The organism is Kitasatospora sp. NPDC005856, assembly GCF_040629945.1.
Classification (GTDB): domain Bacteria; phylum Actinomycetota; class Actinomycetes; order Streptomycetales; family Streptomycetaceae; genus Kitasatospora.
Map to the genome: position 1 here is coordinate 1 of NZ_JBEXWT010000013.1, position 24,836 is coordinate 24,836.

The 24,836-nt window shown below is 71.5% G+C and carries 22 protein-coding genes and 1 pseudogene; 2 read left to right on the top strand and 21 right to left on the bottom strand.

Annotation, left to right across the window (positions count from 1 at the left end; translation table 11 throughout):
* The 19 genes and pseudogenes from ABZ449_RS10595 to ABZ449_RS10685 all read right to left on the bottom strand — a co-directional run.
* Positions 1–235: pseudogene (locus tag ABZ449_RS10595) on the bottom strand (2-oxoglutarate ferredoxin oxidoreductase subunit alpha); the annotation flags it as partial.
* 297 nt (positions 236–532) lie between these two features.
* The gene (locus ABZ449_RS10600) at positions 533–1,195 is read right to left on the bottom strand and encodes a response regulator transcription factor (protein WP_360343438.1); all 663 of its coding nucleotides are present in this window, start codon (positions 1,193–1,195) and stop codon (positions 533–535) included.
* A gap of 108 nt (positions 1,196–1,303) precedes the next feature.
* Positions 1,304–2,314, bottom strand: coding sequence for a polyprenyl synthetase family protein (locus tag ABZ449_RS10605; RefSeq protein ID WP_360343441.1), 1,011 nt, complete (start codon positions 2,312–2,314; stop codon positions 1,304–1,306).
* A gap of 312 nt (positions 2,315–2,626) precedes the next feature.
* Positions 2,627–4,249, bottom strand: a complete 1,623-nt coding sequence (gene nuoN / locus ABZ449_RS10610; protein ID WP_360343790.1) for an NADH-quinone oxidoreductase subunit NuoN — start codon at positions 4,247–4,249, stop codon at positions 2,627–2,629.
* An 11-nt stretch (positions 4,250–4,260) separates the two neighbouring features.
* Entirely contained in the window at positions 4,261–5,895 is a 1,635-nt protein-coding gene (locus tag ABZ449_RS10615) for an NADH-quinone oxidoreductase subunit M (RefSeq protein ID WP_360343444.1), read from the bottom strand.
* 34 nt (positions 5,896–5,929) lie between these two features.
* Positions 5,930–7,825, bottom strand: coding sequence for an NADH-quinone oxidoreductase subunit L (nuoL, locus tag ABZ449_RS10620; protein ID WP_360343447.1), 1,896 nt, complete (start codon positions 7,823–7,825; stop codon positions 5,930–5,932).
* 14 nt (positions 7,826–7,839) lie between these two features.
* Positions 7,840–8,139 carry an NADH-quinone oxidoreductase subunit NuoK gene (gene nuoK / locus ABZ449_RS10625; protein ID WP_360343450.1) on the bottom strand — a complete coding sequence of 100 codons (300 nt, stop codon included), beginning with the start codon at positions 8,137–8,139 and terminating at the stop codon, positions 7,840–7,842.
* Positions 8,136–9,095, bottom strand: coding sequence for an NADH-quinone oxidoreductase subunit J (locus ABZ449_RS10630; RefSeq protein WP_360343793.1), 960 nt, complete (start codon positions 9,093–9,095; stop codon positions 8,136–8,138). Before ABZ449_RS10630 ends, nuoK begins: the two co-directional genes overlap by 4 nt.
* Positions 9,095–9,703: an NADH-quinone oxidoreductase subunit NuoI gene (nuoI, locus tag ABZ449_RS10635; protein WP_360343453.1), complete on the bottom strand. Its 609-nt coding sequence runs from the start codon at positions 9,701–9,703 to the stop codon at positions 9,095–9,097. Before nuoI ends, ABZ449_RS10630 begins: the two co-directional genes overlap by 1 nt.
* Before the next feature lie 6 nt (positions 9,704–9,709).
* Positions 9,710–11,038 (bottom strand): NADH-quinone oxidoreductase subunit NuoH, encoded by a 1,329-nt coding sequence (gene nuoH / locus ABZ449_RS10640; RefSeq protein ID WP_360343456.1) that lies wholly within the window; start codon positions 11,036–11,038, stop codon positions 9,710–9,712.
* Positions 11,035–13,689 (bottom strand): NADH-quinone oxidoreductase subunit G, encoded by a 2,655-nt coding sequence (locus ABZ449_RS10645; protein WP_360343459.1) that lies wholly within the window; start codon positions 13,687–13,689, stop codon positions 11,035–11,037. The genes nuoH and ABZ449_RS10645 overlap by 4 nt, the downstream gene beginning before the upstream one ends.
* Positions 13,686–15,047, bottom strand: coding sequence for an NADH-quinone oxidoreductase subunit NuoF (nuoF, locus tag ABZ449_RS10650; RefSeq protein WP_360343462.1), 1,362 nt, complete (start codon positions 15,045–15,047; stop codon positions 13,686–13,688). The genes ABZ449_RS10645 and nuoF overlap by 4 nt, the downstream gene beginning before the upstream one ends.
* The gene (gene nuoE / locus ABZ449_RS10655) at positions 15,047–15,877 is read right to left on the bottom strand and encodes an NADH-quinone oxidoreductase subunit NuoE (protein WP_360343465.1); all 831 of its coding nucleotides are present in this window, start codon (positions 15,875–15,877) and stop codon (positions 15,047–15,049) included. The genes nuoF and nuoE overlap by 1 nt, the downstream gene beginning before the upstream one ends.
* Entirely contained in the window at positions 15,874–17,214 is a 1,341-nt protein-coding gene (locus tag ABZ449_RS10660) for an NADH-quinone oxidoreductase subunit D (RefSeq protein ID WP_360343468.1), read from the bottom strand. The genes nuoE and ABZ449_RS10660 overlap by 4 nt, the downstream gene beginning before the upstream one ends.
* Complete coding sequence (locus tag ABZ449_RS10665; protein WP_360343471.1) at positions 17,214–17,927, bottom strand: NADH-quinone oxidoreductase subunit C; 714 nt, start codon at positions 17,925–17,927, stop codon at positions 17,214–17,216. The genes ABZ449_RS10660 and ABZ449_RS10665 overlap by 1 nt, the downstream gene beginning before the upstream one ends.
* Positions 17,924–18,478, bottom strand: a complete 555-nt coding sequence (locus ABZ449_RS10670) for an NADH-quinone oxidoreductase subunit B (protein WP_074005520.1) — start codon at positions 18,476–18,478, stop codon at positions 17,924–17,926. The genes ABZ449_RS10665 and ABZ449_RS10670 overlap by 4 nt, the downstream gene beginning before the upstream one ends.
* 128 nt (positions 18,479–18,606) lie before the next feature.
* Complete coding sequence (locus tag ABZ449_RS10675) at positions 18,607–18,966, bottom strand: NADH-quinone oxidoreductase subunit A (RefSeq protein ID WP_030060100.1); 360 nt, start codon at positions 18,964–18,966, stop codon at positions 18,607–18,609.
* 597 nt (positions 18,967–19,563) lie between these two features.
* Entirely contained in the window at positions 19,564–20,262 is a 699-nt protein-coding gene (locus ABZ449_RS10680; RefSeq protein WP_360343474.1) for a response regulator transcription factor, read from the bottom strand.
* A 35-nt stretch (positions 20,263–20,297) separates the two neighbouring features.
* Entirely contained in the window at positions 20,298–21,377 is a 1,080-nt protein-coding gene (locus tag ABZ449_RS10685) for a histidine kinase (protein ID WP_360343796.1), read from the bottom strand.
* Positions 21,378–21,577: 200 nt separating this feature from the next.
* On the opposite strand from ABZ449_RS10685, the gene ABZ449_RS10690 reads away from it, so the two are divergent.
* Entirely contained in the window at positions 21,578–22,153 is a 576-nt protein-coding gene (locus ABZ449_RS10690; protein ID WP_360343477.1) for a hypothetical protein, read from the top strand.
* Positions 22,154–22,166: 13 nt separating this feature from the next.
* On the opposite strand, the gene ABZ449_RS10695 is transcribed toward ABZ449_RS10690, so the two are convergent.
* Together ABZ449_RS10695 and ABZ449_RS10700 are read right to left on the bottom strand one after the other, a co-directional pair.
* Positions 22,167–23,177, bottom strand: a complete 1,011-nt coding sequence (locus ABZ449_RS10695) for a DMT family transporter (RefSeq protein ID WP_360343480.1) — start codon at positions 23,175–23,177, stop codon at positions 22,167–22,169.
* Positions 23,178–23,353: 176 nt separating this feature from the next.
* The gene (locus ABZ449_RS10700; protein WP_360343483.1) at positions 23,354–24,019 is read right to left on the bottom strand and encodes a CatB-related O-acetyltransferase; all 666 of its coding nucleotides are present in this window, start codon (positions 24,017–24,019) and stop codon (positions 23,354–23,356) included.
* Positions 24,020–24,113: 94 nt separating this feature from the next.
* Here ABZ449_RS10700 and ABZ449_RS10705 point away from each other — a divergent pair, with 94 nt between their 5' ends.
* On the top strand, positions 24,114–24,764 hold the full coding sequence (locus ABZ449_RS10705) for a TetR/AcrR family transcriptional regulator (protein ID WP_360343486.1): 651 nt from the start codon (positions 24,114–24,116) through the stop codon (positions 24,762–24,764).
* Positions 24,765–24,836: the final 72 nt, after the last annotated feature.

Here is a 24,836-nt window from a genome sequence, read left to right on the forward strand (position 1 = left end):
TCTCCGAAGTGAACCGGTCACCGGTCAGCTGCATACCGTCACCGGAATCACCGGCGAAACGAATGATCACCCGATCGAGTCTGCGGATCGGCTTGCCGGGCTTCACCGGAGGGCCGCCCGGGGCGGACGGTCCGGCGGGTGCGGCCGCACCCGGGCGCGCGTCGCCGTGTCCGGCGCGGGCCTCGTCGCCGTCCGAGCCGTCCACTGCCTCTGACTGATCGACCTGACTGGTCACTGCCGCGGACCTCCTCGTGGGAGCACCACCGCGGGCGCGGCCCCGTGCCCCGTCCGCCTGGTGCACCTCTCGCATCCTATGCGGGCCGACACGACGGCGGCCGGAACCACGGCAGTTATTTCACCGGCCCGTGCCTACACCGCACATGGGAATTAACGCCCGCCCGCCGGAGATCATTCCGGCTCGGACGGGCGGGCGCGAGCACTTGGGAGGCGCATGGCCGAGATGCGCTCCCCGGGGACCGCCCCGGGATCCGGGGCGGCGGAACCGGGGCGTCAGGAGTCGAGGCCGGACACGTCAGGAGTTGAGGTAGGTGAGCACCGCCAGCACCCGGCGGTGGTCCTCCGAGCTCTGGGCCAGTCCCAGCTTGAGGAAGATGTTGCTGACGTGCTTCTCCACCGCGCCGTCGGAGACCACCAGCTGCTTGGCCACCGCCGCGTTGGTGCGGCCCTCCGCCATCAACCCGAGCACCTCGCGCTCGCGTGGGGTGAGATTGGCCAGAACGTCGCCCTTGCGGCTGCGGCTGAGGAGCTGCTGCACCACCTCCGGGTCCAGTGCGGTGCCGCCGTCGGCGACCCGGACCACCGCGTCGGCGAACTCGCGCACCTCGGCGACCCGGTCCTTGAGCAGGTAACCGACGCCCCGGGTGGAGCCGGCCAGCAGCTCCGAGGCGTAGCGCTCCTCCACGAACTGCGACAGCACCAGCACGCCCAGCTGCGGGTACCGGCCGCGCAGCTCCACACAGGCCCGCAGTCCCTCGTCGGTGTGGCTCGGGGGCATCCGCACGTCGGAGACCACGACGTCCGGCAGGGCGTCGGCCGCCGCCAGGTCGTGGATGGTCTTCACCAGGGCGTCGCCGTCCCCGACCCCGGCGACGACCTCCAGGCCGCGATCGGTGAGCAGCCGGGTCAGGCCCTCCCTCAGAAGTACGGAGTCCTCGGCTATGACGACGCGACGCATAACGACCTTCCCGGCAGGCGTGTGCTGACGGGAGTCAGTCTCCCCCATCCCGGAGCGTGCGGAGGGCCCGGCCGCGGCTCGGCCGGGCCCGGACACCCCCGGCGGGACTCACATGGTGCGGATCGCCACCGCGTCGCAGAGCCCCTCCAGGGCGGCCTTCGCCGCGCAGTCCGGCAGCGGGGCGAGCAGCGCCCGGGCCTCCTCGGCCCGGCGCAGGGTCTCGGCGCGGGCGCGCTCCAGCGCCGGGTGGGCGCGCAGCAGGCGCAGTGCCTCGGCGTGCAGGTCGTCGTCGGAGAGGTCCTGGTCGAGCAGTTCGCGCAGCCGGGTGTCGGCCGGATCGGACGGGTCGGCGGGCATCTGCTGCAGCAGCAGGGTCGGCAGGGTCGGCACGCCCTCGCGCAGGTCGGTGCCGGGGGTCTTGCCGGACTCGTGGCCGTCACTGGCGATGTCGAGCACGTCGTCGGCCAGCTGGAAGGCGATGCCGATCCGCTCGCCGAACTCGCCGAGGGTGTCCACCAGCTCGCGCTCGGCACCGGCCATCAGCGCTCCTATCCGGCAGGAGACGGCGATCAGCGAGCCGGTCTTGCCCTCCAGGACGTCCAGGTAGTGCAGCAGCGGGTCCATGTCCGAACCGGGGCCGCGGGTCTCCAGGATCTGGCCGGTGACCAGCCGCTCGAAGGCCTCGGCCTGCATGCGGACGGCCTCCGGGCCGAGGTCGGCGAGCACCTGGGAGGCGCGGGAGAACAGGAAGTCGCCGGTGAGGATGGCGACCGAGTTGTCCCAGCGGGAGTTGGCGCTCGGGGCGCCCCGGCGCACCGGCGCCTCGTCCATGACGTCGTCGTGGTAGAGCGTGGCCAGGTGGGTCAGCTCGACCACCACGGCGGCGGGCACCACGCCGGGCGCCCCCGGGTCGCCGAACTGGGCGGCCAGCAGCAGGAGCAGCGGGCGGAAGCGCTTGCCGCCGGCCTCGAGGAGGTGACTGGCGGTGACGGTGATGAACGGGACGTCGCTCTTGACGGCCTCGCCGAGCGCCGCCTCCACCGCGTCCAGTCCGGCCTGGACGTCCCGGGTCAGGTCGCGGTCCTGCACGCTGAGCCCGAAGGGTTCCACGACGGTCACGAAGACCACTCCTCTGTCCCTGGTCGATCTAGCGGCCTGGTCCCTGAGTGCCGCCGCTGGCCATACAGGCAGGGTATCCGGTCGTGAGTGGATCACTGCACGGGCGTGCGGATCCTGTCATGATCGGGCCTGATGCCCTGGTCAGGGCGGCTGCGCGGGCCGGACGGCGGTGGGGGCGAATTCGGCTGGAAATAAAGGTGGGAGAGCTCCTCGGAACTCCCCCGGGCCCGGCTCCCGACACAGACCCGTCCGGGCCGCGCGGACTGGGCGCGGCCCGGACGGGGCCCTGGTCGGGAGTGTCGGACGCAAAGGTCAGCGCACGAACAACGAGGCCTTGGACGCGAGGTCGAGGAAGTACTGAGGGAGCAGTCCGAGACCCAGCGTGACCAGCACCCCCACCCCGATCGCGGTCGCCGTGAAGGCGCTCGGGATCGCGACGGTGGGGCCGCCCGGCTGCGGGTCCGAGAAGAACATCAGCACGATGACCCGGATGTAGAAGAACGCGGCCACCGCCGAGCTCAGCACACCGACGACCACCAGCGGGATCGCCCCGCCGCTGGCCGCGGCCTGGAAGACCGCGAACTTCCCGGTGAAGCCCGAGGTCAGCGGAATCCCGGCGAAGGCCAGCAGGAACAGCGCGAACACCGCCGCCACCAGCGGCGAGCGCCGCCCGAGCCCGGCCCAGCTGGACAGATGGGTCGCCTCGCCCTTGGAGTCGCGCACCAGGGTGACCACCGCGAACGCCCCGAGGGTCACGAAGGCGTACGCCAGCAGGTAGAACAGCACCGAGGAGATGCCCTGCTTGTTGACGGCGATCACGCCGGTCAGGATGAACCCGGCGTGCGCGATCGAGGAGTACGCCAGCAGGCGCTTGACGTCCTGCTGGGTCACCGCGAGCACCGCGCCCACCACCATGGTGAGGATCGCCACGCCCCACATCACCGGCCGCCAGTCCAGCCGCAGGCCCGGGAAGGCCACGTAGAAGAGCCGCAGGAAGGCCCCGAAGGCCGCGACCTTGGTGGCCGCCGCCATGAAGCCGGTCACCGGGGTCGGCGCGCCCTGGTAGACGTCCGGGGTCCAGGAGTGGAAGGGCACCGCGGCGACCTTGAACAGCAGGCCGACCGCCAGCATCGCCAGGCCGGTCAGCACCAGTGCGTCGCTCTGGGTGGTGCTCAGCTGCGCGGGGGTGGTCATCGCCTTGCCGGAGATGACGTCCCCGATGTCCCCGAGCTTCACGCTGCCCGCGTAGCCGTACAGCAGCGCGGTGCCGAACAGGAAGAACGCCGAGGCGAAGGCACCGAGCAGGAAGTACTTGACGGCCGCCTCCTGGGAGAGCAGCCGGCGGCGCCGGGCCAGCGCGCACAGCAGGTACAGCGGCAGCGAGAAGACCTCCAGCGCCACGAACATGGTCAGCAGGTCGTTGGCGGCGGGGAACAGCAGCATGCCGCCGACGGCGAACATGGTGAGCGGGAAGACCTCGCTGGTGGCGAAGCCGGCCCGGACCGCGGCCCGCTCCTGCTCGCCGCCGGGGGTGGCGGCGGCCTGGGCTGCGAAGGCGTCGGCGGGCAGGCCGCCGGCCTTGGGCTCCAGCCTGCGCTCGGCGTAGGTGAGCACCGCGACCACGGAGGCCAGCAGGATCACGCCCTGGAGGAACAGCGCCGGGCCGTCCATCGCGACCGTCTCCATGGCCAGCAGGTCGATCCGGGTGAAGCCGTGGCTCTGCACGGCCAGCACCACCACGGCGACGAAGGCGCCGACCAGCCCGGCCAGCGCGAGCGTCACCTGGGTCCAGTGCCGGTAGCGGCGGGGCACGAAGGCCTCCACCAGGACGCCGGCCACGGCGGCGGCGAACACCACGAGCATCGGCGAGAGCTGCCCGTACTCGATGTGCGGTGCCGGGATGCTGGCGGTGTTGCCGCCCGCGGCGGCGAGCATTGCGGTGGCGCTCACTTCTGCTCCCCTCCTGAGGTGGCGGCGACCGGGTGGGCCGGCGCCGGGTCGGTCTGGTGGATCTGCGAGAGCGTCGCGTTCACCGAGGGGTTGACCAGGTCGGTGAGCGGCTTGGGGTAGACGCCGAGCAGGATGGTCAGCGCCACCAGCGGGCCGACCACGGCGAGTTCCCGGGCCTTGAGGTCGGGCATCGCGCGCACCCCGTCCTTCACCGGGCCGGTCATGGTGCGCTGGTACAGCAGCAGGGCGTACAGCGCGGCCAGCACGATGCCGAAGGTGGCCACCACGCCGATCGCCGGGTAGCGGGTGAAGGTGCCCACCAGCACCAGGAACTCGCTGACGAAGGGGGCGAGCCCGGGCAGCGACAGGGTGGCCAGACTGCCGATCAGGAACGTCCCGGCGAGCACCGGGGCGACCTTCTGGACGCCGCCGTAGTCGGCGATCAGCCGCGAACCGCGGCGGGAGATCAGGAAGCCGGCCACCAGCATCCACGCCGCCGTGGACAGGCCGTGGTTGACCATGTAGAGGGTGGCGCCGCTCTGGCCCTGGCTGGTCAGGGCGAAGATGCCCATGATGATGAAGCCGAAGTGCGAGATCGAGGCGTACGCCACCAGGCGCTTGATGTCCTTCTGGCCGACCGCCAGCAGCGCGCCGTAGACGATCCCGATCAGCGCGAGGACCAGGATCGCCGGGGCGAAGGTCTTCGAGGCGTCCGGGAACAGCCCGAGGCAGAAGCGCAGCATCGCGAAGGTGCCGACCTTGTCCACCACGGCGGTGATCAGCACGGCGGTGCCGGCGGTGGACTCGCCCATCGCGTTCGGCAGCCAGGTGTGCAGCGGCCACAGCGGGGCCTTCACCGCGAAGGCGAAGAAGAAGCCCAGGAACAGCGCGTTCTCGGCGGTGCCGCTCAGCTGGAGCCGGCCGTCGGCGATCGCCGAGGTCAGCGTCGGCAGGTCGAAGGTGCCGAAGCCCTGGTCCTGCGCGATCACGTACAGGCCGATCACGGCGGCCAGCATCACCAGGCCGCCGAGCAGGTTGTAGAGCAGGAACTTCACGGCCGCGTAGGAGCGCTGACGCGCCGACTCCGGGCCGCCCGCCCGGTCGCCGAAGCCGCCGATCAGGAAGTACATCGGGATCAGCATGGCTTCGAAGAACACGTAGAAGACGAAGACGTCGGTGGCGTAGAAGGAGACGATCACCATCGCCTCCACCGCCAGGATCAGGGCGAAGAAGCCCTGGGTCCTCCTGCGCCCCTCGAAGGTGTCGGGGGCGAAGGTGCCGTCGGACCCTGCCGGCACCGGATCGGCGTCGCGCCAGGAGGCGAGGATCACCAGCGGCACCAGGACGGCGGTGAGCAGGGCGAGCACGGCGCCGATGCCGTCCACACCGAGCGAGAAGGTGATGCCGAAGGAGCGGATCCAGCTGTACGACTCGTTCAGCTGGAAGCGGTCGCCGTGCGGGTCGAACCGGGTCGCCACCACGGCCGCCAGCACCAGGGTGACGGCCGAGACGCCCAGTGCGACGGCCTTGGTGTTCCTGCGCCGGCTCTCGGAGGACCCGGCGGGCAGCGCGGCGGTCAGCACCGCGCCGGCCGCCGGTACGGCGCAGGTGGCGGTCAACAGCACGCTCATGCCCGCTCCCCCCAACGGATATCAGGACGAGTCATCACGTGGACCTCATCAGGAGAGTCGTGGCGACCAGCACCAGCGTGCCGCCGAACATGGAGAGCGCGTACGAGCGGACGAAGCCGTTCTGGATCCGCCGCAGCCGGCCGGAGAGCCCGCCGATCGCGGCGGCCAGGCCGTTGACCACGCCGTCCAGGCCCCTGCTGTCGAAGAAGACCAGCGCCGCGGCGAGCGCCGAGCCCGGCCGCACCAGCACCGCGTGGTTGAAGTCGTCCTGCAGCAGGTCCCGGCGGGCCGCCCGGGTGAGCGGGGAGCCGACCGGCGGCACCACCGGGACCGGCGAGCGCCCGTACATCAGGTAGGCGACGCCGACGCCGGCCAGCATGCAGGCCGTGGTCAGCAGGGTGACCGTCAGCGGGGCGAGCGGGGAGCTGCCCTCCTCGTACCCGGTGACCGGCTCCAGCCACTTCAGGAAGGAGTCGTTGAAGGCGAACAGCCCGCCCGCGAAGACCGAGCCGAAGGCCAGCAGGATCATCGGGATCGTCATGGTCCGGGGCGACTCGTGCGGGTGCGGGGCGTTGCCCTCCGCGTCCGGCTGCCAGCGCTTCTCGCCGAAGAAGGTCAGCACCATCACCCGGGTCATGTAGAACGCGGTGACCGCCGCGCCGACCAGCGCGCACAGCCCGAGGATCCAGCCCTCGGTGCCGCCCTTGGCGAAGGCCGCCTCGATGATCTTGTCCTTGGAGAAGAAGCCGGACAGGCCCGGGAAGCCGATGATCGCCAGGTAGCCGAGGCCGAAGGTGACGAAGGTGACCGGCATGTACTTGCGCAGGCCGCCGTAGTGACGCATGTTCACCTCGTCGTTCATGCCGTGCATGACCGACCCGGCGCCGAGGAACAGCCCGGCCTTGAAGAAGCCGTGGGTCACCAGGTGCATGATCGCGAAGGCGTAGCCGATCGGGCCGAGCCCGGCCGCCAGCACCATGTAGCCGATCTGCGACATGGTCGAACCGGCCAGCGCCTTCTTGATGTCGTCCTTGGCGCAACCGACGATCGCACCGAACAGCAGCGTGACCGCGCCGACCACCACCACGGCGGTCTGCGCGTCCGGCGCCAGGTCGAAGATCGCCGAGGAGCGGGTGATCAGGTAGACGCCCGCGGTCACCATGGTGGCCGCGTGGATCAGCGCCGACACCGGGGTCGGGCCCTCCATCGCGTCCCCCAGCCAGGACTGCAGCGGCACCTGGGCCGACTTGCCGCAGGCCGCCAGCAGCAGCATCAGGCCGATCGCCGTCAGCTTGCCCTCGCTCGCCTCGTGCGCACCGCCGAAGACGGGGCCGAACGCGAAGGAGCCGAACTCCGCGAACATCAGCATGATCGCGACGGACAGGCCGACGTCCCCGACCCGGTTGACGATGAAGGCCTTCTTCGCCGCCGTCGCCGCGCTCGGCTTGTGCTGCCAGAAACCGATCAGGAGGTACGAGGCCAGGCCGACGCCCTCCCAGCCGAAGTACAGCAGCAGGTAGTTGTCCGCGACCACCAGCAGCAGCATGGCGGCCAGGAACAGGTTCAGGTAGGCGAAGAAACGGCGCCGGCGCTCGTCGTGCGCCATGTAGCCGACCGAGTAGAGGTGGATCAGCGTGCCGACGCCGGTGATCAACAGGACGAAGGTCATCGACAGCTGGTCGAGCTGGAAGGAGAAGTCGGCCTGGAAGCCGTTCACCGGGATCCAGCTGAACAGGCGTACGGTGACCGCCCGGTGCTCGGCGTCACGGCCGAGCATGTCCGAGAAGAGGGCCAGGCCGAAGCCGAACGAGAGCGCCGCGAGCGCGGTGGCCAGCCAGTGGCCGTACCGGTCCAGCGCCCGGCCTCCGAGCAGCAGCAGGGCGGCGCCCGCCAGTGGAGCCGCCACCAGCAGCGGAATGAGAGAGTTCACCGAAGGCCCTCCGCCTACAGCTTCATCAGGTTGCTGTCGTCGACCGAAGCGGAGTGCCTGGTCCGGAAGATGGAGACGATGATGGCGAGGCCGACCACGACCTCGGCCGCCGCGACCACCATCGTGAAGAACGCGATGATCTGACCGTCCAAGGTCCCGTGCAGCCGGGAGAAGGTCACCAGGGCGAGGTTCGAGGCGTTCAGCATCAGCTCCACGCACATGAACAGCACGATCGCGTTGCGCCGGATCAGCACCCCGGCCGCGCCGACGGTGAACAACAGGGCGGACAGGTAGAGGTAGTTGACCGGGTTCACTCCGCGTCCTCCTCGCCGGCCGGGTGCTGCACGTTGTTCGCCGGCACCGGCTCGCCGTTCACCGTCACCGACCCGCCGTCGGCCGCCGCGGGCTTGCCGTTCGCCGCCACCGGTTCCAGCGACTTGCGCGGGGCCGTCACCGCCGGGCGCTCCGAGGACGGCCGGCCCAGCCAGTCCGCCGTGCTGTTCTCCAGCTCCGCCATCCGCCGCAGCATCGCCTGGCTGACGTCCCGGACCTGGCCGCGCTCGCGCAGCGTCGCCATCACCGAGTCCTCGGCGACCGTGCCGTCCGGCAGCAGCGCCGGGACGTCCACCGCGTTGTGCCGCGCGTACACGCCCGGCGCCGGCAGCGGCGGCACCTGGATGTTGTCCACGATCCGCTGGGCCGCCAGCTCGCGCTGCGTCTTCGGCGCCTTCACGTGCTCCCGGTGGGTCAGCACCATCGCGCCGATCGCCGCGGTGATCAGCAGCGCACCGGTGACCTCGAAGGCCCACACGTACCGGGTGAAGATCAGCCGGGCCAGGCCCGGCACGTTGCCCTCGGCGTTCGCCTCGGACAGCCCGGTGAAGTGGTTCAGCTTCGCGTTGGCGATCCCGGCGATCAGCAGCACGCCGAAGCCCAGCCCGCACAGCGCCGCGGCGAACCGCTGGCCCTTGAGCTGCTCCTTCAGCGAGTCCTCGCTGGTGACGCCGACCAGCATCACCACGAACAGGAACAGCATCATGATCGCGCCGGTGTAGACCACGATCTGCACCACGCCCAGGAACACCGCGCCCTGGGCCATGTAACAGACCGCCAGCGCCAGCATGGTGGCCGCCAGGCAGAGCGCGCTGTGCACGGCCTTGCGCATCAGCACCATGCCGAGCGCGCCGCCGACCGCGATCACCGCGAGCACCCAGAACTGGACGGCCTCACCCGTCGAGGTCGTCCCGGTCGCTTCCGCCAGCCGCGCGATCACTGCTGCACCTCCTTGTCCCGGTCGGTGCGCTCCTGCTGGACCGTGCCCGGCGCCGCCGCGGTGACCTCGCCCCGGTAGTACGCGCCCTCGTCGGTGCCCGGGAAGATCGCGTGCGGGGTGTCGACCATGCCCTCGGACAGGCCCACCAGCAGCTGCTCCTTGGTGAAGATCAGGTCCCGCCGGGAGGAGTCGGCCAGCTCGTACTCGTTGGTCATGGTCAGCGCCCTGGTCGGGCAGGCCTCGATGCACAGCCCGCACAGGATGCAGCGGGCGTAGTTGATCTGGTAGACCGCGCCGTAGCGCTCACCCGGGGAGTAGCGCTCCTCCTCCCGGTTGTCCGCGCCCTCCACGTAGATCGCGTCGGCCGGACAGGCCCACGCGCACAGCTCGCAGCCGACGCACTTCTCCAGGCCGTCCGGGTGCCGGTTCAGCTGGTGGCGGCCGTGGAAGCGCGGAGCGGTGGGCTTCTTCTGCTCCGGGTACTGCTCGGTGAGCCGCTTCTTGAACATGGCCTTGAAGGTCACGCCGAAGCCGGCGGCCGGGCCGAGGATCGACGGACGGTCGGCCCGTTCGGGGCGGCCCGTACGATCGGACTGGTCGGACATCTCGGTTCAGCTCCCTTCGGAATGGTCGGCCCCGTTGAGGGCGTCCTGGAGTTGCTTCGGGGCGCGGCTGCGCCGGCGCGGCACCGGCGGGAGCACCTGACCGGGCAGCGGCGGGACCGGGTAGCCGCCCGCCATCGGGTCGAAGTCGGCCTTGGGCGGGGCGTCCTCGGGTTCCGGCTGCTTCCTCAGGAAGTCCCGCAGCAGCGCCAGCAGCAGGATCACGCCGACCGGCGCGCCCACGTACAGCACCACCTCGCCGAAGTCGTAGCCCTCGTTGCGCAGCGCCCGCACGCTCGCGATCAGCACCAGCCACACCAGCGAGACCGGGATCAGCACCTTCCAGCCCAGCTTCATGAACTGGTCGTAGCGGAACCGGGGCAGCGTGCCGCGCAGCCAGATGAAGAAGAACAGCAGCAGCTGGATCTTCAGCGTGATCCACAGCATCGGCCACCAGCCGTGGTTGGCGCCCTCCCAGAACGTCGACACCGGCCACGGGGCCCGCCAGCCGCCCAGGAAGAGGGTCGAGGCCACCGCCGAGACCGTCACCATGTTCACGTACTCGGCCAGCATGAACATCGCGAACTTCAGCGAGGAGTACTCGGTGTTGAAGCCGCCGACCAGCTCGCCCTCGGCCTCCGGCAGGTCGAACGGCGCCCGGTTGGTCTCGCCGACCATCGCGATGACGTAGACGATGAACGACACCGGCAGCAGCGCCGCGAACCAGGTCGGCTGCTGGTGCGCCACGATCTCCGAGGTCGACATCGAGCCCGAGTAGATGAACACCGCCGCGAAGGACAGGCCCATCGCGATCTCGTAGCTGATCATCTGCGCGGACGAGCGCAGCCCGCCCAGCAGCGGGTACGTCGAACCCGAGGACCAGCCGGCCAGGACGATCCCGTAGATGCCCACCGAGGCCGTCGCCAGGATGTACAGCAGCGCCACCGGGAAGTCCGTCAGCTGGAGCGGCGTGCGGGTGCCGAAGATCGACACCTCGTTGCCGGCCGGACCGAACGGGATCACCGCGAAGGCCATGAACGCGGGGATGGCACAGACGATCGGGGCCAGGATGTAGACCACCTTGTCCGAGCCCTTGACCACCAGGTCTTCCTTCAGCGCCAGCTTCACACCGTCCGCCAGCGACTGCAGCAGGCCCCAGGGGCCGTGCCGGTTGGGCCCGATGCGCAGCTGCATCCAGGCCACCACCTTGCGCTCCCAGACGATGGCGATCAGCACCGTCAGGACGAGGAAGGCGAAGCAGAACACCGCCTTCAGCAGCACCAGCCACCACGGGTCCTGGCCGAAGAAGTGGAGCGTCTCGTACGGCTGCGGAGTCATCGGTCCTCCCCTTCGCCCGCGGCCTCGTCCGCGGTCTCGTCCGCGGTCGACCCGGTCCGGTCCTGCGCCGCCCGGGCCTTGGCGGCCTGGGCCTGTGGCGTCGGCCCGGCCTCGGTCCGCGTCTCGGCCCCTGTCCCGGGATCGGAAGCGGGCTCGGGCTCCGCCCCGGCCTCGGCCTCCGTCTCGGGCACGGGCTCCGTCTCGGGCACGGCCGCGGCGATCGTGACCAGGTGGCCGACGGTGGTGCCGAGCACGCGGTGGACGCCGCCCGGAGTGGAGCCGAGCGGGACCCAGACCGTGCGGTCCGGAATCGAGTCGGTGACCTCCAGCGGCAGGGTCAGCGATCCGGCCGGGCCGGTCAGCCGCAGCACCTCGGCCGCCTCGGCGCCGATCTCCTTGGCCGTCTCCGCCGAGATCCGGGCCACCGCCCGGTGCCGGGTGCCCGCCAGGTGCGGATCCCCCTGCTGCAGCACGCCGTCGTCCAGCAGCTGGCGCCAGCCCGCGAGCACCGCCTGGCCGGCGGCCGGCCGGGGCAGCAGGCCGGGGTGGGCCGCCGGATCGGCCGCGCGGTCCCCCTCCCAGGGGGCGAAACGGTCCAGCTCCAGCCGGGCCGCCCGGACGTCCGGCAGTCCGAGCCGCCGCCCCAGCGCGTCCGCCAGCATGCTCAGCGCCCGCAGGTCCGACTGGAGGTGACGGCCCATCTGCTGGTCCGGCTTGAGCGCGGCCTCGAACATCCGCACCCGGCCCTCCCAGTCCAGGAAGGTGCCGGCCTTCTCCGCCACCGCCGCCACCGGCAGCACCACGTCGGCGCGCGCCGTCACCGCCGAGGGCCGCAGCTCCAGCGACACCAGGAACGGCACCACCGCCAGCGCCTCGTCGGCCAGCGCGGGGTCCGGCAGGTCGTCCGGGTCCACACCGCCGACCACCAGCGCGTCCAGCTCGCCGGCCACGACCGCCGCCAGGATCCCGTCGGTGTCCCGGCCCGGCCGGGACGGCGGCTCGACCCCGCCCCACACCCCGGCCGCCTCCGCCCGGGCCGCCGCGGCGGCCACCGGACGGCCACCGGGCAGCAGGCCCGGCAGCGCGCCCGCCTCCACGGCCCCGCGCTCACCGGCCCGGCGCGGCACCCAGGCGAGCTTCGCACCGGTCGCGTGCGCCAGGCGCAGCACCGCCGTCAGCCCGCCCGGGACGGCGGCCAGCCGCTCGCCCGCCAGGATCACCGCGCCCGGGGCGCGCAGCAGTTCGGCCGCCCGGCCCGCGTCGTCGTTCAGCGGCTCGTCCGCCGCCAGCGCCGCGAACCACTCCGGCTCGGTGCCGGGGGCGGCCGGCAGCAGCGCGCCGCGCAGCTTCGCCAGGCCCCGGGAGCCGAACGCGGCCACCGAGAACACCTTCAGGCCCGTCGCCCTGGTCGCCTTGCGCAGCCGCAGGAAGACGATCGGCGACTCCTCCTCGGGCTCGAAGCCCGCCAGCAGCACCGCCGGCGCCCGGTCGAGGTCCTCGTACGCGACGCCGGTGCCGTTCACGTCGACGCCCCGCCCGGCCACCGCCGCGGCCAGGAAGTCCGCCTCCTCACCGCTGTGCGGGCGGGCCCGGAAGTCCACGTCGTTGGTGCCGAGCACCACCCGCGCGAACTTCCCGTACGCGTAGGCGTCCTCGACCGTCACCCGGCCGCCGGCCAGCACCCCTGCCCGGGCGTCGCGCAGCCCCTCGGCCGCGCGGGCCAGCGCCTCCGGCCAGGAGGCCGGCACCAGCTCGCCGTCCACCCGCACCAGCGGGGTGGTCAGCCGGTCGCGCTGCTGGGCGTAGCGGAAGGCGAAGCGGCCCTTGTCGCAGTTCCACTCCTCGTTCACCGCGGGGTCCTCGCCCGCCAGCCGGCGCAGCACCTTGCCGCGCCGGTGGTCGGTGCGCTGGGCGCAGCCCGAGGCGCAGTGCTCGCACACGCTCGGCGAGGAGACCAGGTCGAAGGGACGCGAGCGGAACCGGTACGCGGCCGAGGTCAGCGCGCCCACCGGGCAGATCTGGATGGTGTTCCCGGAGAAGTACGACTCGAAGTCGTCGCCCTCGCCGGTGCCGACCTGCTGCAGCGCCCCGCGCTCCACCAGGTCGATGAACGGGTCCCCGGCGATCTGCTGCGAGAAGCGGGTGCAGCGCGCGCACAGCACGCAGCGCTCGCGGTCCAGCAGCACCTGGCTGCTGATCGGCACCGGCTTCTCGTAGGTGCGCTTCATCCCCTCGAAGCGGGAGTCGGCGGCGCCGCTGGTCATCGCCTGGTTCTGCAGCGGGCACTCGCCGCCCTTGTCGCAGACCGGGCAGTCCAGCGGGTGGTTGATCAGCAGCAGCTCCATCACGCCGCGCTGGGCCTTCTCGGCCACCGGCGAGCTGAGCTGGGTGCGCACCACCATGCCCTCGGCCACCGGGATGGTGCAGGAGGCGACGGGCTTGCGCTGGCCCTCGATCTCGACGATGCACTGGCGGCAGGCGCCGGCCGGATCGAGCAGCGGGTGGTCGCAGAAACGCGGGATCTGGGTGCCGATGGTCTCGGCGGCCCGGATCACCAACGTTCCCTTGGGGACCCGCACTTCGACGCCGTCGATGGTGAGCGTGACCAGTTCGACCGCGGTCTCGGAGGCGGTTGGCTCTGTGATCGTCACGCGTGCACCTCCCTTTCGGTGGCGGACTGGTGGCCGGGGCGGGGGCCGTCGGCCCAGACGGTGGAGGCGGCCGGGTCGAACGGGCAGCGGCGCTCGGCCAGGTGCTGCTCGTACTCGGCCCGGAAGTGCTGGAGCGAGGAGACGATCGGGCTGGCCGCGCCGTCGCCCAGGGCGCAGAAGGACTTGCCGTTGATGTTGTCGGCGATGTCGAGGAGCTTCTCCAGGTCCCCGTCGACGCCCTCGCCCGCCTCGATCCGCTTGAGCAGCTGGACCAGCCAGTAGGTGCCCTCGCGGCAGGGGGTGCACTTGCCGCAGGACTCGTGGGCGTAGAACTCCGTCCAGCGGGTGACGGCCCGCACCACGCAGGTGGTCTCGTCGAAGACCTGGAGCGCCTTGGTGCCGAGCATCGAGCCGGCCGCGCCGACGCCCTCGTAGTCCAGCGGGACGTCGAGGTGCTGGTCGGTGAACATCGGGGTGGAGGAACCGCCCGGGGTCCAGAACTTCAGCCGGTGCCCGGGGCGGACGCCGCCGCTGAGGTCGAGCAGCTGGCGCAGGGTGATGCCGAGCGGGGCCTCGTACTGGCCGGGGTTGGTGACGTGGCCGGAGAGCGAGTAGAGCGTGAAGCCGGGGGACTTCTCGGTGCCCAGGGCCTTGAACCACTCCTTGCCGCGGGACAGGATCGGCGGCACCGAGGCGATCGACTCGACGTTGTTGACCACCGTCGGGCAGGCGTACAGACCGGCGATCGCCGGGAACGGGGGCCGCAGCCTCGGCTGGCCGCGGCGCCCCTCCAGCGAGTCCAGCAGCGCCGTCTCCTCGCCGCAGATGTAGGCGCCGGCCCCGGCGTGCACGGTGATGTCGAGGTCGACGCCCGAGCCGAGGATGTTCCGGCCCAGCAGCCCGGCCCCGTACGCCTCGGCGACGGCCGCGTGCAGGCGGCGCAGCACCGGGACGACCTCGCCGCGCAGGTAGATGAAGGCGTGGTCGCAGCGGATCGCGTAGGAGGCGATGATCATGCCCTCGATCAGCGCGTGCGGGTTGGCGAACAGCAGCGGGATGTCCTTGCAGGTGCCCGGCTCGGACTCGTCCGCGTTGACCACCAGGTAGTGCGGCTTGCCGTCGTTCTGCGGGATGAACTGCCACTTCAGCCCGGTCGGGAAGCCGGCACCGCCGCGGCCGCGCAGACCCGCGTCCTTGACCAGGGCGATCACGTCGTCCGGCGGCATGGCGAGGGCCGCCTTGAGGCCCTCGTAGCCGTGGTGGCGGCGGTAGGTGTCGAGCGTCCAGGGGCGGCTGTCGTCCCAGGAGTCGGACAGGACCGGGGTGAGCAGCTTCTCGGCCGGCTCGGCGGCGGTCATCACGCTTCGCTCCCTTCCTGGCCTTTGCCCGCCTGGCCGTTGCCCTCGTGGCGGGGGGATTCGGGGCGGGACGATTCGGAGCGGGACTGCTCGGGACGGGGCGGCTCGGGGCGGGGGGAGACCACCTTGGTGCCGGGGGTGCCGGGCAGCGCCTCGCCGCGGGCCAGCCGCAGACCGGCCAGGGACGGCGCGCCGCCGGCCCCGGACTCGTCGTTGGCGCCCGGGCGCTCGTCGGGGAAGCCGGCCAGGATCCGGGCGGTCTCCTTGAAGCCGCACAGCCGGGCGCCGCGGGTGGGCCGGACCTCGCGGCCGGCGCGCAGGTCGTCGACCAGCTGCCGGGCGCTCTCCGGGGTCTGGTTGTCGAAGAACTCCCAGTTGACCATCACCACGGGCGCGTAGTCGCAGGCCGCGTTGCACTCGATGTGCTCGATCGAGACCTCGCCGTCCTGGGTGCTCTCGTTGTTGCGGATGCCCAGGTGGTCCTGGAGCTCGGCGAAGATCTGGTCGCCGCCGAGCACCGCGCACAGGGTGTTGGTGCAGACCCCGACGTGGTACTTCCCGGCCGGGCGGCGCCGGTACATGGTGTAGAAGGTCGCGACCGCGGTGACCTCGGCGGTGGTGAGGTCCAGCTGCTCGGCGCAGAAGCGGATCCCGGTCGGGCTGACGAAGCCCTCCTCGGCCTGCACCAGGTGCAGCAGCGGCAGCAGCGCCGAGCGGGCCTGCGGGTAGCGGCCGATCAGCTCGGCGGCGTCGGCGGCCAGCCGGGCGTGCACCTCCTCGGAGTACGGTGCGGCCGGCAGTGCCGGCAGTCCGAGTTCGACGTTGGTCACCGGTCCACGCCTCCCATCACCGGGTCGATCCCGGCCACCGCGACGATCACGTCGGCGACCTGGCCGCCCTCGCACATCGCCGCCATCGTCTGCAGATTGGTGAACGACGGATCCCGGAAGTGGACTCGGTACGGGCGCGTCCCGCCGTCGCTGACCACGTGCACGCCCAGCTCGCCCTTGGGCGACTCGACCGCCGCGTACGCCTGGCCGACCGGGACCCGGAAGCCCTCGGTGACCAGCTTGAAGTGGTGGATCAGGGCCTCCATCGAGGTGCCCATGATCTTGCGGATGTGGTCGAGGGAGTTGCCCATCCCGTCCGGCCCGACGGCCAGTTGGGCGGGCCAGGCGATCTTCTTGTCGGCCACCATGACCGGACCCGGACGCAGCCGGTCCAGGCACTGCTCGACGATCCGCAGCGACTGCTTCATCTCCTCCAGGCGGATCAGGAAGCGGCCGTAGGAGTCGGCGCTGTCGGCGATAGCGACCTCGAAGTCGTAGTCCTGGTAGCCGCAGTACGGGTCGGTCTTGCGCAGGTCGTGCGGCAGGCCGGTGGCGCGCAGGATCGGGCCGGTGGCGCCGAGGGCCAGGCAGCCGGGCAGGTCCAGGAAGCCGACGTCGACCAGGCGGGCCTTGAACACCGGGTTGCCGGTGGCGAGTTTGTCGTACTCGTGCATCCTGGAGCGGAAGACCTTGACCGCCTCGCGGATCTGGTCGACGGCGCCGGGCGGCAGGTCCTGGGCGAGGCCGCCGGGGCGTACGTACGCGTGGTTCATGCGCAGGCCGGTGACCAGCTCGAAGACGTCCAGGATCAGCTCGCGGTCCCGGAAGCCGTAGATCATCAGGGTGGTGGAGCCGATCTCCATGCCACCGGTGGCCAGGCAGACCAGGTGCGAGGCGATCCGGTTGAGCTCCATCATCATCACGCGGATGACGTTGGCGCGGGCCGGGACGTCGTCGGTGATGCCGAGCAGCTTCTCGACCGCCAGGCAGTAGGCGGTCTCGTTGAACAGCGGGGTCAGGTAGTCCATGCGGGTCACGAAGGTGGTGCCCTGGACCCAGCTGCGGAACTCCATGTTCTTCTCGATGCCGGTGTGGAGGTAGCCGATGCCGCAGCGGGCCTCCTTCACCGTCTCGCCGTCGATCTCCAGGATCAGCCGCAGCACGCCGTGGGTGGACGGGTGCTGGGGGCCCATGTTGACGATGATGCGCTCGTCGTCGGCCCGGCCGACCGCCTCGACCACCTCGCCCCAGTCGCCGCCGGTGACGGTGAAGACCCGGCCCTCGGTGGTCTCGCGGGCGTCCGCTTCCTCGGTCTCTCCAAAGTGCTGGGTGTTCATCAGCTGTACGACCTCCGCTGGTCGGGAGCCGGGATCTGGGCGCCCTTGTACTCGACGGGGATGCCGCCGAGCGGGTAGTCCTTGCGCTGCGGGTGGCCCAGCCAGTCGTCCGGCATCATGATCCGGGTGAGCGCCGGGTGGCCCTCGAAGACCAGGCCGAAGAAGTCGTAGGCCTCGCGCTCGTGCCAGTCGTTGGTCGGGTAGACGCTCACCACGGACGGGACGCGCGGGTCGGCGTCGGGTGCGGTGACCTCCAGCCGGATCAGCCGGCCGTGGGTGATCGAGCGCAGGTGGTAGACCGCGTGCAGTTCGCGGCCCTTGTCGCCGGGGTAGTGCACGCCGCTCACGCCCAGGCAGAGTTCGAAGCGCAGCGCCGGGTCGTCGCGGAGGATGCGGACCGTTCCCAGCAGGTGGTCGCGGTCGATGTGGAAGGTGAGCTCGCCGCGGTCGACCACGGTCTTCTCGATCACCTCGACCGGGTCCAGGCCCTGTTCCTCCAGGGCACCCTCCAGCTCGTCGGCGACCTCGTCGAACCAGCCGCCGTACGGGCGTTCGCTCGGACCGGGCAGCACGATCGGGGCGGCCAGACCGCCGAAGCCGGAGGTGTCGCCGGAGCCGCTGGTGCCGAACATGCCCTGGCGGCGGCCGACCACTTCGACCGGGATCTCGCGGACCGGCTGCTCGCGGCGGGTCTCGGGTACCTGGTCGTTCATCGCAGCTGCCCCCGCATCTCGCTGATCGGGGTGGCCTTCAGGGCGAGCGCCTCGCCGAGTTCCTCGGCCCGGCGCCTGTTCACGCCCAGTGGCTCGTGCTGGATCTTGTCGTGCAGCTTCAGGATGGCGTCCATCAGCATCTCCGGACGGGGCGGACAGCCGGGCAGGTAGATGTCCACCGGGACGATGTGGTCGACGCCCTGGACGATCGCGTAGTTGTTGAACATCCCGCCGGACGAGGCGCAGACACCCATCGAGATGACCCACTTGGGGTTGGGCATCTGGTCGTACACCTGGCGCAGCACCGGGGCCATCTTCTGGCTCACCCGCCCCGCCACGATCATCAGATCGGCCTGCCGGGGGGAGCCCCGGAAGACCTCCATGCCGAACCGGGCGAGGTCGTAGCGGCCCGCCCCGGTGGTCATCATCTCGATCGCGCAGCAGGCCAGACCGAAGGTGGCCGGGAAGAGTGACGCCTTGCGCACCCAGCCGGCGGCCGTCTCCACGGTCGTGAGCAGAAAGCCGCTCGGCAGCTTCTCCTCGATTCCCATCAGATCCCTCTCAATGCCCTCGAGTCCGCTGATACGTGGGCCGGTTCTGGCTTGTCCGCTCGTTCACAAGCGGGTGCGCAGCCGGCGGACGGGTGGGGTCGCCACCCCGCGCTCGGACCACCCCGCGCTCAGTCCCACTCCAGGCCGCCGCGTCGCCACACGTAGGCGTACGCGACGAAGACGGTGGCGATGAACAGGAGCATCTCGACCAGCCCGAAGATCCCCAGGGCGTCGAAGGTCACCGCCCAGGGGTAGAGGAAGACGATCTCGATGTCGAAGACGATGAAGAGCATCGCCGTCAGGTAGTACTTGATCGGGAACCGACCGCCGCCCACGGGCTGCGGGGTCGGCTCGATGCCGCACTCGTACGCCTCCAACTTGGCCCGGTTGTAGCGCTTGGGGCCGGTGAGTGAGGCCATCACGACGGAGCCGACCGCGAACGCCGCCGCGATGGCACCGAGTACGAGGATCGGCGCGTAGGCATTCATAGCCCCCGCTCCCTCCGTCCAGTCGTCCTTGACTGCAGATCGGAACCGGCGGGTCACACAGAGGTGAACCCGCGTTCCAGTTCCCGAGATCCACCCCATGTGAGGCAGTTCACAAAGCCTGGAACGAGCGCATCCTATGCCCGCCAGCTTGTGATCTGCGACACGCAGTTCACCGCCATCTTTGTGATCTACGACACCCTTCGAATGGTGCCGAATGTGAACATGCCCAGATTTGTCGACGCAAGGCAGTCAAATGATCACAAGCAGTCGCATTTACCTGTGAAGCGGCAGGTCAGGGGCGTGTTCCTATATCAACTATGCGTCGGCCTGAGCAAATTTCCAGGCGTCATGTTGACGTGTTATAGAGGCTCACTCGCAGGGGTGGCGGGGGTCCGAACGCTCGCTTGACCCTTCGTTCACAAGCGCGCGAGCTTGTCGTTTGGTGGGGTTCCCCTGCGGCTCCCCCGCCCGCCATCCGCCCACTGCCCACTGCCTCGGTCCGGCGCGATCCGGCCCGTCCGGGCTCTCTCTTTCGGGCTCTCGACTTCGGGCCCTCTCTTCGGGCCTTCGGGCACTCGTCTCCGAGGCAGGGGCCGGTTATTGGCGGCCGGCCGCCTGCTCCCAGATCCAGGCCGCGATGCCCACCCGGTTACGGGCTCCGATCTTGCGCTGGATGTTGGCGAGATGGTTCTTCACCGTCCCCGGCGAGATGAACAGCCCTGCGCCGATCTCGGCATTGGTCGCGCCGTCTGCCACCAGCTCGGCGATCTCCCTTTCTCTCGCGGTCAGTTCCTCCGTCGGGCCGGCTGTCGACTGCGGGGCCGTCGCAGCCGCCTTGGCGCCTTGCCCGGGCATCGGCGCCGTACCCGGGAGTGCCATGTGCCGCAGGAGCCGGACGGTGATCTGCGGACCGATCAACGCGTCCCCGGCCATCGCCGCCCGGACCGCCTCGATCAGCAGCGCCGGCCCCGACCGCTTCAGCAGGAATCCGGACGCCCCGTACCGCAGAGCCGTGTGCACGTACTCGTCCAGGTCGAAGGTGGTCACCACGATCACCTTGCACTGGTCGGCCAACTGCCGTGTGACCTCCAGGCCGTCGAGCTTCGGCATCCGGATGTCCGCGAGCACCACGTCCGGCCGCAGCCTCCTGGCCTCCTGCACCGCCGCGGCGCCGTCTGCCGCCTCGGCCACCACCACCATGTCCGGCTGGACGTCCAGGATCATCCGGAACGCACTGCGAACGTCCGCCTGGTCATCCGCGATCAGGATCCGAACCGGCCCTGTACCGCTGCCCATCTCCGTACCTCCCCGTTACCGTCCCACTTCGGCTCCTACGATCCCGTCGGCCCTGCGCCGACCGCCTCCAGCGGCAACAGCGCCGTCACCCGCCAGGCCTCCCGCTCGTGCGGCCCGGCTTCCAGCGAACCGCCGAGTGCCTCCACCCGGGCCGCCAACCCCGGCAGGCCACTGCCGCCGCCCCGGCGCGGCCGCCCCACCGAGCCTGGCGTCCGACCGTCGTTGGTCACCGTCAGCTCCAGCAGTCCGCCGCTGCGGCGGGCCCGGATCTCGATCTCCCGTGCGGCCGGAGCGTGCCGCCGGACATTGGTCAGGGCCTCGACCACGATCCGGTGGACGGTGCCCTCCACCTCGCGCGGCACCGGCTCCTGCGGCAGCTCCAGGAGCACCTCGACTCCACCCGTCGCCGTGAACCTCTCGGCCACCTCGGTGAGTTCGGCGAGCCCGGGCTGCGGACCACGACCGCGGCCCTCCTCGCTGCGCAGCAGTTGTACCGTCCGGTCCAGCGAGGCCAGCGCCCGCTGCCCGGCCTGCTCTATTCGCTGGAACATCTCGGCCGCCCGGGCCGGATCGATGCCGGCCAGGTAGGCCCCCGCCTGGGCCTGGGCGACCATGCCGCTGACGTCGTGCGCCACGAAGTCGTGCAGGTCGTGGGCCAGCTCCAGCCGCTGCGCCCGTCTGGCCTCGGCCACCGCCTCGTTGCGCGCTTCGTCCAGGCCCCGCAGGTAGAGCCCGATCAGAACGGCCGGCAGGGAGAGCATCGATCCGAACCCGAAGAGCGTGAGCGTGTCCGCGGGCCCGTCGACGAAGGTGAACCGGGACGGCCAGAGGGCGACCGCTCCGCATGCCGTCCAGGCGGCCGCCGCACACCGCGGACCGCCCTCGGCGCGCAGGCTGACGACCACCGACAGCAGCAGGACGGCCAGCTCGGCCAGGCCCAGCAGCCCGGCCCAGCGCTGCCCCTCCACCCAGCGGCCGAGGAACCAGAGGGCTACCGTGACCACGACCGACGCCACCCCGAGCGCCATGGCCACGGCCGCCGCCCCGTACCGCCCCCGCGCCGCCCAGGCGGGCGGCACCAGGAGCAGGACGGCCCCGGACAGGATCTGAGTCATCGTCACCACCTCTCCTCGACCCTTCGACTGCCGTCACATTACGACGCCGCCCAGGCGGTGCGCCTGTGCCGATCGGCATATTTCAAAGGCCGGTTGAGCAGGAGGAACAGCCCGATCGGCATCTGCCGCGAACCCCTGGCGGGCCTCCAGTCTTGAGTCGTCGCACCGGCCACGGAGGCCGGAGCCGAAGGGAGACCACCATGTCGAAGCTCGTGATCAACGCCCGTGGCGCCGCCCGCCGGGCCGAGGCGGCCACCCCGGCCGTCCCGCCCGCGCCGCGCTGGGCCCGGCTCGCCGCCAAGGCCGCCGTCCTCACCACTGTGCCCTCGGGGCTGTGGCGGATCGCCTTCGGCTTCGGCGTCCCGGTCGGCTTCACCGGCGCGACGTACGCGGCGTACGCCGAGCACCAGCCGGGCTGGGGCACGGTCTACTGCGTGGTGCTGAGCGCCCTGGCCGAGTCGCTGGCCTTCCTGACCCTGGGCCTGGTCCGGCCCTGGGGGCTGGTGGCGCCCCGGTGGATACCGCTGATGGGCGGCCGACGGATCCGGCCGCTCGCCGCGATCGTCCCGGCATTGCTGGGCTCGGTGATACTCACCTGCCTCGGTACGACCGCACTGCTAGGCCGTTGGGCCCACAACCTGGCCGAACCGGACTCTCCGCACGGACTCGCCGGCGTGGTGATGACGCTGGCCTACCTGCCCCTGGTCGCCTGGGGCCCGCTGCTCGGCGCGGTCACCCTCGATTACGCCCGCCGGACGCTGTGGCGGCGCCGGTGACGAGGGCGGCCGGTCAGGCCTGGGCCGGCTCCGCGCTCGGCCCCACCGCATCGGTCTCGCGCGTCCCCGCGCCCTTCCCCCCGCTCCGGGTCGGGGCCGACGCGGGAGCCGTGCGCCGGCCCCACTCCGTCGCGACCAGCACCAGGACGCCGCCGAGCAGAGCGAGCGGGCCCATCCGGTTCCCGGCCAGGGCGATCCCGAAGACGGCGGCCCACAGCGGCTCGGTACCGAGCAGCAAGCTCACTCGCGAGGGCGACGTGGCCCGCACGGCCCACATCTGAACGAAGAAGGCGAATACGGTGCAGAACAAGGACAGATGCAGCAGCCAGGCCCACTGGCCGGCCCCGTACGAGCGCGCGACCGTCCAGGGCGCAGGACCGACCGACAGCGCGACGACGGAGAACACGCCGGTGGCCACGGCGAGTTGGACCCAGGTGACGGCGAGCATGTCGGTGTCGCGAACGGCCCTGACGCGGGCCGTCGCGAGGACGTACGCCGAGCGGACGAGGGCGGCGGCCAGCACCAGCAGATCACCGAGTGCCGGAGGGCGCAGCCCGCCGTCGCCGGTGAGCAGGGCGACGCCGAGGACGGCCAGCCCGGCGGCCGCGAGGAAGGCCCTCGGTGGTGCGGTCCGGCCGAGGGCGCTCTCACCGAGCGGGGTGAGCACCATGGCGAGGCTGATGATCAGCCCGGCGTTGGTCGCGGAGGTGTGCACGGCCCCGTAGGTCTCCAGCAGGAAGATCCCGCTGAGCACCAACCCCAGTGCGCCGCCGCCGAGCCACTCGGCACGGCTCAGCCGTCGTAGAGCGCGCCAGGCGACCACCCCGAGCAGCGGCAGCACCAGCCCGAATCGCAGCACCAGCATCGACACGACCGTCCCGGGCTCGGCCACCTGCTGGACGGCCAGAAAGCTTGACCCCCACACCACGGCCACGAGCAGGACCGGAAGATCACGAAGGACCGACGAGGACGAGGACGAGGACGAGGACGAACCCTCGGGCAGGTCGGACAAGGAGACTGGCATGCGGAAGACCCCTCCGAACGGACGGAACCGGCGGGCGCGAGTACCGTACGGCGTCGGACGGACCCAGGGACCGGGCGCACGGCCCGGCGGTGGACGAGGTGGAGCGCGGAGCGAGGGGGCGCCATCTTCGCGCACCGGGCCGCCGATGATCAATGCCCTGCGCGGACACGGTTGGGTCAGGCGGCGAGCAGACCGTTCGCCGCAGCGATCGCCTCGATGTCGGCCGGGGTGCCGGACATGATGGCGCGGACGTGTTCGGTGACCAGCTCGGTCGGCCAGTCCCACCAGGCCGCGCGCAGCAGGCGCTCGATGTCGGTGTCGTCGAAGCGGCGGCGGATCGGGCGCGCGGAGTTGCCACCGACGACGGTGTACGGCTCGACGTCGGAGGTGACCATCGCTCCGGCCGCGATGATCGCGCCGTCGCCGATCCGAACGCCGGGCAGGACGGTGGCCCCGTGGCCGAACCAGACGTCGTTGCCGACCACCGTGTCGCCCCGGCTGGGCAGGCCGGTGACGATGTCGAGGGTCCGCTCGGTCCAGCTGCCGCCGAACATCGTGAAAGGGAAGGTGGAGACGCCGATGGTCGGATGGGCGGCGCCGGCCATCAGGAAGCGGGTGCCGGTGGCGATCGCGCAGTACCTGCCGATCACCAGCCGCTCGGGGCCGTACGCGTAGAGGACGTTGCGCTCCTCGAAGCGGGTGGCTCCGTCGGGGTCGTCGAAGTAGGTGTACTCGCCGACCTCGATCCGTGGGTCGGTGACGAGCGGGCGCAGCAGGACGACCCGGTCGTGGCCGGCGAGCGGGTGAAGGGCGGTGGCGTCGGGGATGACGGTGGCGGCCAAGCAGACTCCTCTCGTAATGCGACTTGAGTCGCATTACGATGAGCATGGCACGGCCGCCACGCCACGGCAATCCTTAATGCGACAGGAGTCGACTTTGACTGAGGCCACCCACCCCGCGCCGGAACCTCGCACTCCCACCCCACGCCCGGGAGGCCGCAGCGCCCGGGTCCGGGCGGAGGTGGTCTCCGCCACGCTCGCCGAGGTCACCGAGAAGGGGTACGACGGCCTCAGCGTCGAGGCGGTCGCCACCCGCGCCGGCGTCCACAAGGCGACCCTCTATCGGCGCTGGGGCGGGGTGGACGGCCTGGTCGCCGACGCCCTGGCCACCTCGGCCGACCAGCCCTGGCCCCTGCCCGACACCGGAGACCTCCAGCAGGACCTCCGCCGGATCACCCAGGAGGTGTTCAGCGTCTTCGCCGACCCGGAGCGAGGCCGCACGCCCATCGCGCTGATCTCCGCCGCCCAGCGCTCGGACGCCGGCGCCGCCGCCCTCCGCGCCTTCTTCGCGGCCCGCCACCACCAGGCCGCCGAGGTGGCCGAACGGGCCGTCGCCCGGGGGGAGCTCCCCGCCGGGACGGACGGCGCCGAGGTGGTCCGGGCCGCCACCGCGCCGCTCTACTACCGCCTGTTCGTCTCCGGCGAGCCCCTGGACGCCCGCACCGCCGAGCGGGCCGCCGACGCCGCGGCCCTGGCCGCTCGGGCCGGACTCTTCGCTCCCACCACGACCACCACGGAACAGAACTGACAGGCCATCACGCCACCGCCGCCCGAACCGCCACGGCCGCCCCAACCCCTACCGCATCCCCACCCGGCCGTG

Coding starts and splice junctions, on each gene's coding strand:
- ABZ449_RS10600 (WP_360343438.1), bottom strand. CDS start 1,195: ATGCGTCGCGTCGTCATAGCCGAGGACTCCGTACTTCTGAGGGAGGGC.
- nuoN (WP_360343790.1), bottom strand. CDS start 4,249: ATGCTCGCCGCCGCGGGCGGCAACACCGCCAGCATCCCGGCACCGCAC.
- ABZ449_RS10615 (WP_360343444.1), bottom strand. CDS start 5,895: ATGAGCGTGCTGTTGACCGCCACCTGCGCCGTACCGGCGGCCGGCGCG.
- nuoI (WP_360343453.1), bottom strand. CDS start 9,703: ATGTCCGACCAGTCCGATCGTACGGGCCGCCCCGAACGGGCCGACCGT.
- nuoH (WP_360343456.1), bottom strand. CDS start 11,038: ATGACTCCGCAGCCGTACGAGACGCTCCACTTCTTCGGCCAGGACCCG.
- nuoF (WP_360343462.1), bottom strand. CDS start 15,047: ATGACCGCCGCCGAGCCGGCCGAGAAGCTGCTCACCCCGGTCCTGTCC.
- ABZ449_RS10660 (WP_360343468.1), bottom strand. CDS start 17,214: ATGAACACCCAGCACTTTGGAGAGACCGAGGAAGCGGACGCCCGCGAG.
- ABZ449_RS10665 (WP_360343471.1), bottom strand. CDS start 17,927: ATGAACGACCAGGTACCCGAGACCCGCCGCGAGCAGCCGGTCCGCGAG.
- ABZ449_RS10670 (WP_074005520.1), bottom strand. CDS start 18,478: ATGGGAATCGAGGAGAAGCTGCCGAGCGGCTTTCTGCTCACGACCGTG.
- ABZ449_RS10675 (WP_030060100.1), bottom strand. CDS start 18,966: ATGAATGCCTACGCGCCGATCCTCGTACTCGGTGCCATCGCGGCGGCG.
- ABZ449_RS10680 (WP_360343474.1), bottom strand. CDS start 20,262: ATGGGCAGCGGTACAGGGCCGGTTCGGATCCTGATCGCGGATGACCAG.
- ABZ449_RS10685 (WP_360343796.1), bottom strand. CDS start 21,377: ATGACTCAGATCCTGTCCGGGGCCGTCCTGCTCCTGGTGCCGCCCGCC.
- ABZ449_RS10690 (WP_360343477.1), top strand. CDS start 21,578: ATGTCGAAGCTCGTGATCAACGCCCGTGGCGCCGCCCGCCGGGCCGAG.
- ABZ449_RS10695 (WP_360343480.1), bottom strand. CDS start 23,177: ATGCCAGTCTCCTTGTCCGACCTGCCCGAGGGTTCGTCCTCGTCCTCG.